Origin of the sequence: Pontibacter pamirensis (assembly GCF_010015475.1) — a bacterium.
GTDB classification, from domain to species: domain Bacteria; phylum Bacteroidota; class Bacteroidia; order Cytophagales; family Hymenobacteraceae; genus Pontibacter; species Pontibacter pamirensis.
Map to the genome: position 1 here is coordinate 65,554 of NZ_SSNI01000032.1, position 12,920 is coordinate 78,473.

Consider the following 12,920-nt stretch of genomic DNA (forward strand, 5'->3'; position numbering starts at 1 on the left):
CGATAATGGCAAAGACGTTCCATTTAGGCAAAGAATTTACAGCCTTGAGAGAAAGATAATTAGCTTTTGTTTTGCCGTGACGAATGTTGCGGCAGCGGAGGTGTTTTTCAGGTGAATTCAGGGGGGGATTGCTTTTAGCTTTTGAACTGCTTTAAGCCTGAAATGCTGTTTGCCGAATAAGATGAATCTATGATATGCTTAACATGCTCCCGCTTTGCAGGCAGGTGCTCTTGTTTGGCAGCAAATGTACAGGGCCTCCTACACTATTGTTAAATACAAGCCTGTTATAGGTGTTTGTTTGTGTTTATGGTGTACTGAATGATCGCCCCGACTTTTGTTAAGGCGGATTTAGCTTCACTCATGACAGGAAGAAGCGGCCATATATGGGGCATGCCTTTGCCTTCAATAACTTCTACCTCTACATTTTCTTCTAGCATTTTGTGAACAGCCAGCTTTTGGTCCGGCATCATGATATCGTTTTGTGCTATGAACATATGCGTAGAAGGGAAGTTTCTGAAACTTCCGTATAGTGGGGAAATCATTGGGTCCTTTAAATCCATATCTACTGCACACATTCTTTTGGCAGACAGTACACCACTTTTGCTTAAAATTGGATCAATTTTATCGATGCTGTCAATTTCTGGATGAGACATGCTCGCGTCTAAAACCGGGGATATGAGAATTAGTTTTTCTGGATGAGCATCACCAGCCTCAATTAACCGCTGCACTAACGATATTACCAAATTCCCACCTACAGAATCCCCTAATAGAATAATATTGGATGAAGAATAGCTTTTCAAAGCCTCAGCATAAACCCTGTCGATGCTGGCCGTTATTTCCTGGATTTTAGCTTCCGGAGCTTTAGGGTAATCAACCAGCCAGGCTTTTGTCTGCGTACTTTCTACCAGGTGCGCAATACTTTTCCAGTTCAGTTCTGTCGGTCCGTACACAAAAGCGCCTCCGGGGCAATAGAGGAGCAGAAATTCGGAAGTTGGAGCTTTTGAAGGACCTATTTCTGTAACGGCAGTCTTCTCAATCTTGATGGCAGTTGCTGAAGCCCCCGATAAAAGCTTTTCAGATGGAACATGGATATCATCTTTCCTTAGCCGCTTCACATCAATCGGCGTTTTGGAGAAGGTCTCTTTCACTCCTTTGAGTTTGAGAACAAACATTGTGATATGATAAGTAATGCTTGGCATAACTGGGTGAATAGACCTGGTGACTTTACTTTTGTTTAAATGAGGTTGGGCAGTTATGTTCTATTTTGATGCTATTCAGTTCATCTTTCTAAAAAGAAGTACATATAATAGTCCTGGTCAGAGTCAGGCTCAATACTTGTTGCGTAGCTGCTGTTCTTGATTTGCCATCCCTTATCCTGATGCTCCTTTATTATTCGAAGTGCACCAGAGTAATCATGTTTATTTTCAGCCTTGATTCGTTTTTGTACAAAGCTGCTCTTATCCCCTGCTATAGAGATATTAACAAGCATACTGCTCCCTCTATTTGACACGATGACTGTCATCGTTTCCTTCAAAGCGACTTGCTCGTACTGTTTGAAACCGAATAATGCTGTAACAGCCAAGGTTAAAGCTAATATGATGCTTTTGCTCTTATTCATTGAGATAGGGTTTGACTGGTGGATGTTGACAAATGAAGTTGGCTATGGGTTGGCGTTGCTGGCGTAAAAGTATAGCCTGTTGCTTTTACTCTGACTTAGGAGAGATTGTGAAGGTTCTATAGATGCGCTACAATTTGCCTTTTGAACCTATCTCAGGTTAATGCTATTACCACAGAGGTGGACTTGTGGGTAACTCGACAGAGTTATCCATAAATCCACCTCCAATTTATGGAATCAGCTGTTCTGCATTTAAAGGAAACAGCATGGAATTTATCATCCTGAGAAGAATACAAGATTTAGAAACTATAGTAGTGTAGCGTATCTATAGAACCACTACACCCGCTAACGGTTGGGCTATAAAGTGCTTTAAGTACTCTATAGCTGTTGTTGGCAAGCGTGGTTTACTTCTTCGTATAGTACAGGATTGCTTTTCTGGAGCCTGGAATAGCTCCGGAACCCCACTCCTCTGCATTGGCACCTAGATACAACCTGTCTTTGTTATCTAAGTGCATGGAATTTACAATATGTTTGTATGGAAAGATATTTTCCCAGTTGGCACCACTATCGTGAGACTTCATTATCATGCTAGGAGTCCGTATGTGTCCCTGCGTAACGATTGAGACATGATTGTAAAATACGTTGCGAGAGTCTTTGAACTCGTTAGTATAGGAAGGGGTAAAACCCCTGTTCTTCTCTTGCCATGTCTCACCTTCATCTAGTGAATAATAGTTCTTCCAGACGGATATAGCATAGAGCGTATCACCATACTGCATGAATTCACTAATTTGAATGTCAACGGGTAATACTTCTCTTATGCTTCTCCCATTATCTGTTAATTTCAGGATTGCGCGACTAGTGCCTAAAAGCATGCTCTCGCCTAAAGACCCGTGGATACTATAGATGGAGCCTTGGTCTTCAAACTCCATCTTTTCCCATTGGACCTGGGGCGGAACATCATCTGATTTGCACGATTGCAGAACTAGCAGTAAGATAAGGAGGGCGTAAAGCTTTGTTAGTCTTTTCATAGATGAATTTATAGTTTTATTGATTTTATAATTGCCAACCTTTAGATTAGCGCTATATAATTTTTCCAATAGCTATACTTTCATATTACCAGGTATAGGAGTAACTTTTACCTCTACCTGAAGAGCAGCCAGGGCACTACACGCTAACAAGGCGAACAGGGTCTAAAAGCCGAATCAGTCTGGCTGCTTTATTTACTAACCCGCAGGCAGGGGTCATATAGATTTTCGGGACGCATGGGCCCATTATAAAGGTTTAGATTCACCGCTTGCACAACCTATTGAAAGATATGGAAAAGCCTATTGATTCCCAAGCACCCGCCTTCATTCTGGGTGTTGACGTTTCCAAGGACAGCCTGGACGTGTGCCTGGCTGGCTGCAGCGATGGCAGAATGCTCCACCAGAAGTTCAACAACAACACCAGCGGTTTCAAGCGCATGAAAGCATGGCTCAAGCAGCAGGGCTGTGAGGCAGGAAAAGAAACGCTGTGCTGCATGGAGCACACTGGCCTCTACACCCGCCAACTGGTGCACGACCTGCTGGCCCGTGATGTGCGGGTATGGATGGAGAGCGCCCTGCAGATAAAAAGGAGCATCGGTATGGTCAGGGGTAAGGACGACAAGGTGGATGCACAAAGGATCGCCCGCTACGCCCTTCTGCACCAGAAAGAGGCGCAGTGCCTCTCTCTTTCGGGCGTTACTCTGGAAAGGCTAAAGGACTTGCAGGCAAACAGGGGCAGACTGCTTAAGGCTTTGCAGAGCCTTAAAGTCACCATAAAAGAGCTGCTGCAGGTGGACCCTGTCTCTGGCAAGACGCTGGAGCAGGTGAACAGAAAGGCCATTAAGGGGCTGGAAAAAAGCATGGAGCAGGTAGAGGAAAAAATGCAGCAATTCATTGAGAAGGACACAGAACTAAAGCGCAAGTACGACCTGCTCACCTCAGTGAAAGGTGTGGGTAAGGTGCTTGCCATTTCCCTTCTGGTCTATACCCAGGGCTTCACCAAAATGGAAGACGGCAGAAAACTTGCCTGCTACTGCGGGGTGGCTCCCTTCGAGTACAGGAGCGGGACGAGCGTGATGGGCAAAACGGGCATATTCAAATTCGCCAACAAAGAGCTCAAGCATGTGCTGCACATGGCAGCCATGAACAGTGTCCGCTATAATCAGGAGCTCAAGACCTATTTCGAGCGGAAAGTCGGGGAAGGAAAAAGCAAGATGAGCGTGCTGAATGCTGTCAGAAACAAGCTGCTCCACCAGATTGTAGCCGTGGTAAAACGAGGGACACCATATGAAGTGAGATTGAACAATTCTTAGTGCTGAACCCTTGTTTTACTCATAGATTTCGGCTTTATGTAAGCGGCGGACTAGGCATTAAGCCGAAGGCTGGCGTTTACATCTTGTTAGGTCTATTTTTTTCTATGGCATTAATGTGTTAGTAGCTATTCACTAATCAAGAATTGAATCAGGATCCAATTTAGCTGTCTCAAGAATAAGTTTATATGCTTTCATATAATCACTAAGCTTTCTTTTGTCAGTTTCGTAGGTAGGCGTATTTACCTGGTAAGAGATGGATGAGCCGAGCGTTCCAAAGGAAACTGAACAACTTGACCCATCTAACAGAGAAGGGTGTGGGCCACCAATAAGATCCGCCTGTTTAATACTCTGTACAGAATTAATAATCTTTTGGAACTGCTCTTCTGTTATGGTTATTTCCTTCTCTTTAGGCTTAACTTCTGGCTTTAGAGATTCAGGGTTTAGTTTTAGCCACAGAGATGAGGATTCTACCTTTAGACTGTAGGAACTGCCCGTACCTTGAGAAATATAGACTTTAACATGAGCATTATCCGGTCTGACTGCGGTGCTATACTCCAATTCTATGAATTTAACCTCTTGGCTGAAAGCAGTAGTAAGGGATATAATGCTTATAAAGACTGTTGATAATGCTGCTTTGACATTGAATCGGAAAACCATTTTTCTAGACATGTATCATAAATAATCATTGCCGAATTCTCTTAATTAAGTTGAAGTTGCATTCGCTCTATGGGCTTTAAGTCTCCCAATTATGCTTTCATAAATTAAATTCGACCTAACTATTGGATATAAGGAGTTATTCCGTTTAGCCGCCCAATAGGTGTCGTATAAACGGAACCGCACTAACGAATATACTATATATAGTTGATTAAATAATAGGTACAGCTACTTGTTTATTTTCTAGAGTAGCAGGAGAGTATACTAAAAAAACAAAAGCACACCAACCGGGGCTGGTGTGCTTTCTAAAGTACTATTTGTAGTGGGTGAGATTACTTCTTCAGGTACTGCGCATACTCTCTGGCAAAATAAGACAGAATCACGTCGGCACCGGCTCGCTTGATGCTGATTAAGGTCTCTATCATCGCCTTTTCTCCGTCTATCCAACCTCTTTCGGCAGCCGCTTTGACCATGGCATACTCCCCACTCACGTTGTAGGCGGCAATAGGCAGGTGCGAGTTTTCGCGTAGCAGCTTGATAATATCTAAATAGGCGAGAGCGGGTTTCACCATCAGGTAATCAGCGCCCTCGGCCGTGTCCAGCTCTGCCTCAATTAGGGCTTCGCGGCTGTTGGCCGGGTTCATCTGGTATGTCTTCTTGTCGCCCATCTTAGGGGCAGAATCCAGGGCATCGCGGAAGGGGCCGTAAAAAGCACCCGCATACTTGGCGGTGTAGCTCATGATGGCCACTTTCTGGAAACCATTCTCGTCGAGCACACGCCGGATGTGCCCTACGCGGCCATCCATCATATCCGACGGTGCCACAATATCAGCACCAGCCTGCGCCTGCGTCAGGGCCATTTTGCCCAATACCTCCAGTGTTTCGTCGTTCAGGATTTCGCCGTTCTCCACAATGCCATCGTGGCCGTCGGAGCTGTAAGGGTCCATGGCTACGTCGGTTACCAGTACCACGTCCGGGAAATTCTTCTTCACCTCCCGGATGGCCCTGGCGAACAGGTTGTCGGGGTTATGGCTCTCAGTGGCATACTTGTCTTTTGACTTCTCCGGCATACCCGGAAATGGCGCGAAAGCTTTTAAGCCTAAGTCTACGCAGGCTCCTATTTCTTCCAGCAGCGTGTCGATGGAGAAGCGGGAGATGCCCGGCATGGAGTGGATGGGAACGCGCTGGTTCTGGCCATCTATAATAAAAAGCGGGAAAATAAAGTCGTGGAGGCTCAGGCTTGTTTCCTGCACCATATTGCGAATCACCTCGTTCTGGCGGTTACGTCTTGGTCTTCTGTTCATAAGTAAAATGCTTTACAGGAAAATGTTTCAAATCAAATTGCTGCAAAGGTACGTGTTAATTGTTGATTGCTAAATTGTTGTAGGGTTGATATGACTTTAGCAGTGCATCACTTATTGAGCGTGCGCCAACCTATGCATTGGCCCCTGTCACAATATAAAAGGCGACACCGCCTGTAGCAGCATCGCCTTTTATACTTTAAACTATCTTAGGTTTCGTACCTGAAGGCAGCTTTAGAAGCCCATGATTACTTCCTCTATTATATCGCAGCATTCCTGCAGTTGCGCTTCCGTCATGACCAGTGGCGGAGCAAAACGGATGATGTCGCCGTGGGTGGGTTTGGCCAGCAGTCCTTTGTCTTTCAGGGCCACGCATACATCCCAAGCAGTGCGGCCATCAACGGTAGGCTCTACTACAATAGCGTTGAGTAAGCCCCGGCCGCGCACCAGCGTTACCAGTTCCGGGCGTTTGGCCATCAGGCGGCGCATGCGCTCCCGGAACAGCTCACCCAACCTGTTGGCATTCTCTGTTAACTGTTCGTTCTCAATCACCTCCAGCGCGGCAATGGCCACTACGGCAGCCAGCGGGTTACCACCAAAGGTAGAGCCATGCTCCCCTGGCTGTATGCACAGCATGATGTCATCATCTGCCAGCACACAGGAAACTGGTAACACACCGCCGGAAAGCGCTTTACCAAGTACCAGGATATCCGCTTTCACATCGTCATAATAGCTGGCCAGCAGCTTGCCGGTGCGCCCGATACCTGTCTGAATCTCATCCGTTATCAGGAGCACATCAAACTCCTTACACAGGGCATGCACCTTCGCCAGGTAGCCTTCGTCTGGCACCACTACGCCCGCCTCGCCCTGTATAGGCTCCACCATAAAGGCGCAGATGTTCGGGTTCTCTTTAAATGTCTGGTGCAGTGCCTCCACATCGTTGTAAGGAATAACTTTGTAACCCGGCATATAAGGGCCAAAGCCTTTGGTAGAGTCAGGGTCTGTGGAGAAGGAGATGATACCGGTGGTGCGGCCATGGAAGTTATGGTCAACCACTATAATCTCAGCTTTATGCGGCGCGATGCCTTTTTTCATATAGCCCCACTTGCGCGCCAGCTTTATGGCTGTTTCCACGGCCTCGGCACCCGAGTTCATGTACAATGCCTTGTCATACTTAAAGTAGTCGCAGATGTATTTTTCTGCGGCACCCAGCTTGTCATTATAAAAAGCACGTGACGTGAGGGTGAGTTGCTGTGCCTGCTCAATCAAGGCATTAATGATTTTTGGGTGGCAGTGACCCTGGTTCACCGCGCTGTAAGCCGACAGGAAATCGTAGTAGCGCTTTCCTTCCACATCCCAGAGATATACACCTTCGCCACGGTTCAGCACCACCGGCAGCGGGTGATAATTGTGGGCGCCATACTGATGCTCGGTGTCGATGGCCTGTTGGCTGGAGGTAATTGTTAGCGTGTTCATAGTTATGGGGTTTCGTTTTTTCCGGAGTTCTCAGGTGCAGGCCTTGCTGAAAGCCTGCCGTCTTTTTTACTACAGATTTTATCTTTTATTGTTGTAAAAGTAGTGATTCTGGGTGTGGTTCAAAACTTTGTAGCTCCGGGGCAAGCTCAAGCACTTTTCCCTTTTGTTGTTTTAAAACGTCTGAACACCGCCTCAAAGCCCTCCGCGTCATACTCCCCATAGGTGCTGGTCATCAGCCCCAGCGTCAGGTCGCCGGCGCGTAAGCCGAACACTTCGCGGGTACCAGAAATCGTGTCAGGAGAAGGGACCTCGTGGCGCTCTATCAGCGTAAGTTGCTCCGGCGGAACAGTCATGCTGAGTTCAGGGCAGAAGAGTTCGCCTTTCTGGATGGTAAAGGTATGGATGTAACCACGGTCGCGCATGGCGGCGATGGCTTCGCTGAAGGTGCTGTACTGTGGCATAGACATCTGGTTGTTGCTTGCGCGTTAAGTTGATGGCAGCTAATGGCCTATAGAACTATAACGTACGCACACAGGTAGGTGGTGTTGGGCAGGCCCGTTTTGGCTTCGGCTTTATTATTGCTGATATTTGTACACTTACTGAATATAACACTATAGTTTGAGCCAGAAATTAACAGAAGGAGAAGATTATTACCTGAACGAACAGGGCCTGATGGTGTTTACTGCGAGGTATCACCTGAAGCGCGGCTACTGCTGCCAGAACGGTTGTAAGCACTGTCCTTATGGCTTCAGGAAGAAGCAGCAGGAGGCAGCGCAGCAGAAAAAAGTATAAAATCTGTTACCTGTAGCCGCATTGCAGCGGCTTTGTACACATTTTCAGGAAAAATATTTCCTATAGCTTTGATTTTCTGTATCCTTTTTAGGATATTTGCACCCCTATTGAAATAATTAAGAAGAAAATACAAGATGGCACGAGTTTGCGACATAACAGGAAAAAGACCACGCGTAGGTAACAACGTATCTCACGCTAACAATAAGACGAAGCGTAAGTTTTATCCAAACCTTCAGAAGAAGCGTTTCTACATCCCTGAAGAGGATGCATGGGTAACACTTAAAGTTTCTACATCTGCAATCAGAACAATCAACAAGAACGGTATTTCTGCCGTGTTGAAGAAAGCAGTAGAGCAAGGCCATATCCTGTTCTAGCATTCAGGCCGCACTCTGGTTGTGTTGTTGCCGCTTTTCAAGCCTCACGGGCTTATAGCAGTATGCATTTCATCCGGAAAGCCATCTGATAATTAGATAAAAATTACCGGCAACGGAGAGGGGTGATACAGCTATAACTGCACCTCGCTCCGTTGCCGTTTTATCTCTTACTTCAGGAACCGTTCCGCATGCAGGCGATGGCATGGGGAAGGTAATTTAGCCTTAATTGCCTGGTTTTGCCATGCAGTTACAGAGATTTGCCGCGGCTTTAGATTAACAAAGCGTTGGTATTTATAAGCCGTGCATGTTGTGTGGCTTTCTCCTGAAACTAAGCTAATCCTGTTCGTGTTACGGATGCATGTAAAACATGTGAAGCGACGGCAAAGTCTTTCACAATAAATATTTTACATTGTTTGTAATTAGAGATTTAAGCATTTATATTTGCAGTCCCAAATAAAAAATTACGAATAGAGATGGCTAAAAAAGCAAAAGGTAATAGAATCCAGGTTATTATGGAGTGTACAGAGCAGAAGACTACTGACATACCTGGAACTTCAAGGTACATCACTACCAAGAACAGAAAGAATACGACTGAGCGTTTAGAGCTTAAGAAGTATAACCCGAATTTGAAGAAAGTAACTGTACATAAAGAAATTAAATAACCATGGCTAAGAAGGTAGTTGCAACCCTAAAAACCGCCACAGGTAAAGACTGGGCAAAAGTGATCAAAGCTGTGAAGTCTCCAAAAACTGGTGCTTATAGCTTTAAAGAAGAAATGGTGCCTGTAGACAAAGTACAGGAGTACTTGAAGAAGTAGTAAGCCTACTCTACTGTATAGATAGATTACATGAAGAAGTCCCATCAGTGGGACTTTTTTAGTATATTACCGTTTCACCCGAGCTTTTCATCCTTACAAAATCATCGGTATGGGCATTTTCGATTTTTTCGGCAAAGAGAAGAAAAAAGAATCGCTGGACAAAGGTTTAGAGAAAACCAAGAGTAGCTTCTTTGGCCAGCTAAGCAAAGCAGTTGTCGGTAAATCTACGGTTGATGTAGATGTGCTAGATGAGTTGGAGGAAATCCTGGTGCATGCCGATGTGGGCGTGGGGACAACGGTGAAAATCATTAACCGCATTGAGAAGCGCGTGGCCCGCGACAAGTATGTAAATACCGAGGAGCTGGACCGCATTCTGCGCGAGGAGATAGCGGCGCTGCTGGAGGAGAATAACTCCGGCGACGGTGCTGACTTTGAACTGCCTGAAGGCATCAAGCCTTACGTGATCATGGTGGTAGGCGTAAACGGTGTAGGTAAAACAACCACCATCGGGAAACTGGCTGCTCAATTCCACAAAGCAGGTAAAAAGGTAGTACTCGGCGCTGCCGATACCTTCCGTGCCGCGGCTGTAGACCAGCTCATTATCTGGGGCGAGCGCGTGGGTGTGCCGGTGGTTTCGCATGGAATGAACACCGACCCTGCCTCTGTAGCATACGATGCGGTAAAGAAAGGCGTAGAAATGAACGCTGATGTGGTCATCATCGATACGGCCGGGCGACTGCACAATAAAGTAGGCCTGATGAACGAGCTTGCCAAAATAAAGCGTGTGATGCAGAAGGTAACAGAAGATACCCCACATGAGGTATTGCTGGTACTCGATGGCAGCACCGGTCAGAACGCCCTGCTGCAGGCCCGTGAGTTCACCAAAGCCACTGACGTAACTGCCCTGGCGATAACGAAGCTGGATGGTACAGCCAAAGGCGGTGTGGTAATTGGTATTTCAGATGAATTTAAAATTCCGGTGAAGTATATAGGAGTTGGCGAGAAAATTGAGGACCTACAGCTGTTCGACAAACAAGAGTTTGTAGAGTCTTTCTTTTCACGCTAATACCCAATACTATGCTGAAGCTTCTGTTGCTGCCACTAACACTGTTGCTTTCTTTCTGCAACGGCACCAGTCACTCCTCTCAATCACAGGTAAATCAGGAACAGATGGAGCAACCAGATACACAGCGGCAGAATGCAAGTGCCGCTGCACAGGCGCAGGAGCAACAGGCTCCGATAGAGCAAGGTATTGCCGGCAAAGTAATAGAAAAGTCTGGTAACCAGATGCCTTCCCCGGATGCCCCCCCAAGCAAAGGCAGAGGTGTGCAACGCACGGTATATGTCTACGAACTCACCAATGGCAATCAAGCCAAAACCATAGACGGTGTTTTTCACACCAACATTCAAACTAATTTAGTGACTCAGGTTGTTACAGATGCTAACGGTAACTTTGCGGTTAGCCTGGAGTCCGGCAGGTATAGCCTTTTCACCAAAGAGGAGCAGGGCTTTTATGCCAACCTTTTCGACGGGGAGAACAATATTTTTCCGGTGGAGGTGCAGGAAGGGCAGGTAACAAACGTGGAGTTTCTAATCAATTACAATGCAAGCTATTAATCTGTGAAAGTAAGAACACTTAAAAAAGATAAGGTAAACGTTATTACATTAGGTTGCTCCAAAAACGTAGTGGATTCGGAAGTACTGATGGGACAGCTGCGCGCCAACGAGTTTGATGTGGCGCACGAATCTGACAAAGACGATTCCAACATCATCATCGTAAACACCTGCGGCTTTATTGATAATGCCAAGCAGGAATCCATTGACACTATTTTGCGGTATGCCGATGCCAAAGAAGCCGGACAGATAGACAAACTGTATGTAACAGGCTGCCTGTCGCAGCGCTACAAAGAGTCGCTGGAGCTGGAGATACCGCAGGTGGATGCTTACTTCGGTACCCTGGAGCTGCCGCAGCTGCTCAAAAAGCTGGACGCGGACTATAAGCATGAGTTGATTGGAGAGCGCCTGCTTACCACGCCTTCGCACTACGCATACTTTAAGATTGCCGAAGGCTGTAACCGCCCTTGTTCGTTCTGCGCCATTCCGCTGATGCGCGGCAAGCACGTAGACCGCCCGATTGAGGACCTGGTGAAGGAGGCAAAGCGCCTGGCAGGCATGGGCACCAAAGAACTGGTGCTGATTGCCCAGGACCTGACCTACTACGGCCTGCAGCACTACGGCGAACGCAAGCTGGCTGACCTGCTCCGCAACTTGTCGGATGTGGAAGGCATTGAGTGGATACGCATGCAGTACGCCTACCCATCGCAGTTCCCGATGGATGTATTCGACGTGATGAACGAGCGCGAGAACATCTGCAAGTACCTGGATATGCCGCTGCAGCACATTTCGGATAACATGCTGAAGACCATGCGCCGTGGTATCAGCAAGCGCCGCACGATTGAGTTGGTAGACTCCATCCGTCAGCGTGTGCCGGACATCGCTTTAAGAACAACCCTCATCGCCGGTCACCCGGGCGAGACAGACCAGGATTTCCAGGAACTGTATGACTGGGTAGAAGAGACACGATTCGACAGACTCGGTATCTTCACCTACTCCCATGAGGACAACACGCATTCCTTTACTCTGGAAGACAATGTGCCGGAAGAAGTAAAGCAGGACCGTGCCGACGCCATCATGGAGCTGCAGCAAGGTATATCCGTTGAGCTGAATGAGGAGAAAATCGGCAAGACCTACAAAGTACTTTTCGACCGCAAAGAAAGTGGCTATTTCGTTGGCCGCACGCAGTATGACTCCCCGGAAGTAGACAATGAAGTACTTGTACCAGCCGACAGCAATTACGTCCGCTTAGGAGATTTTGCCAATGTAAAAATCACCGACGCCTCTGACTTTGACCTGTATGGGGAGGTGGTAAACTAAACCTCCCCCTGCCCCCTCCTAAAAACAGGAGGGGGGTTCTTTTTTTATTATTTGTTTTCGAAAGCTGCAGCTATTCTTTTTAGAACTTGTTCTGGGTAATCAAACACTTCGCTGTTTCTGATGCGGACGATTTTGTAACCTAAATGTTGCAGCGTCTCGTCACGTACTTTATCATTGGCTACAGCTTCTGCTGAGTCATGCACAGAACCATCCACTTCAATCACCAGTTTTTCGGATGCGCAGTAGAAATCGACAATATAACTGCCTATACTGTGCTGCCTTCTGAACTTATGCCCACTAAGTTTGTGCTTTCGTAACAGCCTCCAAAGTTCTTCCTCAGCTGGTGTCATATTGTTTCGCAACACTGCCCGTTGCTCTTTTAGGTTCGGTATACTGTGCAGTTGGTCTTTCCTCATATTAGGATATGTGTGTTGTTGTACAAGAACCAGTTTCTATAAATCCGTTCCTAATGAAAATCCCCCTCCTGTTTTTAGGCTACGATTAGGACACAAACTTTGAGGCGCATTTGTTCTCTGTTCTAAAAGGAGCAAATGAGCGGTGACATATTCAGCGACCGGCGTATCAGCCGTCGTGTAGAGGATTTGGCAACGAGGATACT

At 46.7% G+C, this 12,920-nt stretch carries 16 protein-coding genes; 8 read left to right on the forward strand and 8 right to left on the reverse strand.

The genetic code is table 11. The features are described 5' to 3' along the window. Positions 1 to 284: 284 nt before the first annotated feature. From E1919_RS20725 to E1919_RS20735, 3 genes are all read right to left on the reverse strand, one after another. A complete protein-coding gene (locus E1919_RS20725; RefSeq protein ID WP_317168251.1) occupies positions 285 to 1,256 on the reverse strand; it encodes an alpha/beta hydrolase in 972 nt (323 codons plus the stop codon). Between the two features lie 23 nt (positions 1,257 to 1,279). Continuing rightward, positions 1,280 to 1,618 carry a hypothetical protein gene (locus E1919_RS20730; protein ID WP_162055339.1) on the reverse strand — a complete coding sequence of 113 codons (339 nt, stop codon included), beginning with the start codon at positions 1,616 to 1,618 and terminating at the stop codon, positions 1,280 to 1,282. A gap of 401 nt (positions 1,619 to 2,019) precedes the next feature. Next, a complete protein-coding gene (locus E1919_RS20735) occupies positions 2,020 to 2,643 on the reverse strand; it encodes a WD40/YVTN/BNR-like repeat-containing protein (RefSeq protein WP_162055340.1) in 624 nt (207 codons plus the stop codon). Between the two features lie 287 nt (positions 2,644 to 2,930). Here E1919_RS20735 and E1919_RS20740 point away from each other — a divergent pair, with 287 nt between their 5' ends. Then, the gene (locus E1919_RS20740) at positions 2,931 to 3,953 is read left to right on the forward strand and encodes an IS110 family RNA-guided transposase (RefSeq protein WP_162055341.1); all 1,023 of its coding nucleotides are present in this window, start codon (positions 2,931 to 2,933) and stop codon (positions 3,951 to 3,953) included. 132 nt (positions 3,954 to 4,085) lie between these two features. Here the strand turns inward: E1919_RS20740 and E1919_RS20745 are convergent, their stop codons facing one another. From E1919_RS20745 to E1919_RS20760, 4 genes are all read right to left on the reverse strand, one after another. Continuing rightward, positions 4,086 to 4,610 (reverse strand): hypothetical protein, encoded by a 525-nt coding sequence (locus tag E1919_RS20745; RefSeq protein ID WP_162055342.1) that lies wholly within the window; start codon positions 4,608 to 4,610, stop codon positions 4,086 to 4,088. Between the two features lie 329 nt (positions 4,611 to 4,939). Continuing rightward, on the reverse strand, positions 4,940 to 5,911 hold the full coding sequence (hemB, locus tag E1919_RS20750; RefSeq protein ID WP_162055343.1) for a porphobilinogen synthase: 972 nt from the start codon (positions 5,909 to 5,911) through the stop codon (positions 4,940 to 4,942). A 231-nt stretch (positions 5,912 to 6,142) separates the two neighbouring features. After that, entirely contained in the window at positions 6,143 to 7,384 is a 1,242-nt protein-coding gene (gene rocD, locus E1919_RS20755; RefSeq protein WP_162055344.1) for an ornithine--oxo-acid transaminase, read from the reverse strand. A gap of 146 nt (positions 7,385 to 7,530) precedes the next feature. Further along, positions 7,531 to 7,845 (reverse strand): hypothetical protein, encoded by a 315-nt coding sequence (locus E1919_RS20760; protein WP_162055345.1) that lies wholly within the window; start codon positions 7,843 to 7,845, stop codon positions 7,531 to 7,533. A 157-nt stretch (positions 7,846 to 8,002) separates the two neighbouring features. Between E1919_RS20760 and E1919_RS20765 the strand changes: the two genes are divergently transcribed. The 7 genes from E1919_RS20765 (at position 8,003) to rimO (ending at position 12,301) form a co-directional block, all read left to right on the forward strand. After that, positions 8,003 to 8,176, forward strand: a complete 174-nt coding sequence (locus E1919_RS20765; protein WP_162055346.1) for a DUF5522 domain-containing protein — start codon at positions 8,003 to 8,005, stop codon at positions 8,174 to 8,176. Positions 8,177 to 8,310: 134 nt separating this feature from the next. Further along, positions 8,311 to 8,550 carry a 50S ribosomal protein L28 gene (gene rpmB / locus E1919_RS20770; RefSeq protein ID WP_115566929.1) on the forward strand — a complete coding sequence of 80 codons (240 nt, stop codon included), beginning with the start codon at positions 8,311 to 8,313 and terminating at the stop codon, positions 8,548 to 8,550. 473 nt (positions 8,551 to 9,023) lie between these two features. Next, positions 9,024 to 9,212: a 50S ribosomal protein L33 gene (gene rpmG, locus E1919_RS20775; RefSeq protein ID WP_115566930.1), complete on the forward strand. Its 189-nt coding sequence runs from the start codon at positions 9,024 to 9,026 to the stop codon at positions 9,210 to 9,212. Positions 9,213 to 9,214: 2 nt separating this feature from the next. Then, entirely contained in the window at positions 9,215 to 9,367 is a 153-nt protein-coding gene (locus tag E1919_RS20780; RefSeq protein ID WP_089319827.1) for a DUF4295 domain-containing protein, read from the forward strand. Positions 9,368 to 9,476: 109 nt separating this feature from the next. Further along, on the forward strand, positions 9,477 to 10,433 hold the full coding sequence (gene ftsY / locus E1919_RS20785) for a signal recognition particle-docking protein FtsY (protein WP_162055347.1): 957 nt from the start codon (positions 9,477 to 9,479) through the stop codon (positions 10,431 to 10,433). A gap of 11 nt (positions 10,434 to 10,444) precedes the next feature. After that, on the forward strand, positions 10,445 to 10,984 hold the full coding sequence (locus tag E1919_RS20790) for a carboxypeptidase-like regulatory domain-containing protein (protein WP_162055348.1): 540 nt from the start codon (positions 10,445 to 10,447) through the stop codon (positions 10,982 to 10,984). Positions 10,985 to 10,987: 3 nt separating this feature from the next. Next, complete coding sequence (gene rimO / locus E1919_RS20795) at positions 10,988 to 12,301, forward strand: 30S ribosomal protein S12 methylthiotransferase RimO (protein WP_162055349.1); 1,314 nt, start codon at positions 10,988 to 10,990, stop codon at positions 12,299 to 12,301. A gap of 47 nt (positions 12,302 to 12,348) precedes the next feature. Here the strand turns inward: rimO and E1919_RS20800 are convergent, their stop codons facing one another. Beyond that, the gene (locus E1919_RS20800; RefSeq protein WP_162055350.1) at positions 12,349 to 12,717 is read right to left on the reverse strand and encodes an endonuclease domain-containing protein; all 369 of its coding nucleotides are present in this window, start codon (positions 12,715 to 12,717) and stop codon (positions 12,349 to 12,351) included. Between the last annotated feature and the right edge of the window lie 203 nt (positions 12,718 to 12,920).

Bases quoted from the DNA above. Each gene is read 5' to 3' on its own strand.
- ftsY (WP_162055347.1), top strand. From the start codon at position 9,477: ATGGGCATTTTCGATTTTTTCGGCAAAGAGAAGAAAAAAGAATCGCTG.
- E1919_RS20745 (WP_162055342.1), bottom strand. From the start codon at position 4,610: ATGGTTTTCCGATTCAATGTCAAAGCAGCATTATCAACAGTCTTTATA.
- E1919_RS20730 (WP_162055339.1), bottom strand. From the start codon at position 1,618: ATGAATAAGAGCAAAAGCATCATATTAGCTTTAACCTTGGCTGTTACA.
- hemB (WP_162055343.1), bottom strand. From the start codon at position 5,911: ATGAACAGAAGACCAAGACGTAACCGCCAGAACGAGGTGATTCGCAAT.
- rpmB (WP_115566929.1), top strand. From the start codon at position 8,311: ATGGCACGAGTTTGCGACATAACAGGAAAAAGACCACGCGTAGGTAAC.
- E1919_RS20740 (WP_162055341.1), top strand. From the start codon at position 2,931: ATGGAAAAGCCTATTGATTCCCAAGCACCCGCCTTCATTCTGGGTGTT.
- rocD (WP_162055344.1), bottom strand. From the start codon at position 7,384: ATGAACACGCTAACAATTACCTCCAGCCAACAGGCCATCGACACCGAG.
- E1919_RS20735 (WP_162055340.1), bottom strand. From the start codon at position 2,643: ATGAAAAGACTAACAAAGCTTTACGCCCTCCTTATCTTACTGCTAGTT.
- E1919_RS20800 (WP_162055350.1), bottom strand. From the start codon at position 12,717: ATGAGGAAAGACCAACTGCACAGTATACCGAACCTAAAAGAGCAACGG.
- E1919_RS20790 (WP_162055348.1), top strand. From the start codon at position 10,445: ATGCTGAAGCTTCTGTTGCTGCCACTAACACTGTTGCTTTCTTTCTGC.
- E1919_RS20760 (WP_162055345.1), bottom strand. From the start codon at position 7,845: ATGCCACAGTACAGCACCTTCAGCGAAGCCATCGCCGCCATGCGCGAC.
- rpmG (WP_115566930.1), top strand. From the start codon at position 9,024: ATGGCTAAAAAAGCAAAAGGTAATAGAATCCAGGTTATTATGGAGTGT.
- E1919_RS20780 (WP_089319827.1), top strand. From the start codon at position 9,215: ATGGCTAAGAAGGTAGTTGCAACCCTAAAAACCGCCACAGGTAAAGAC.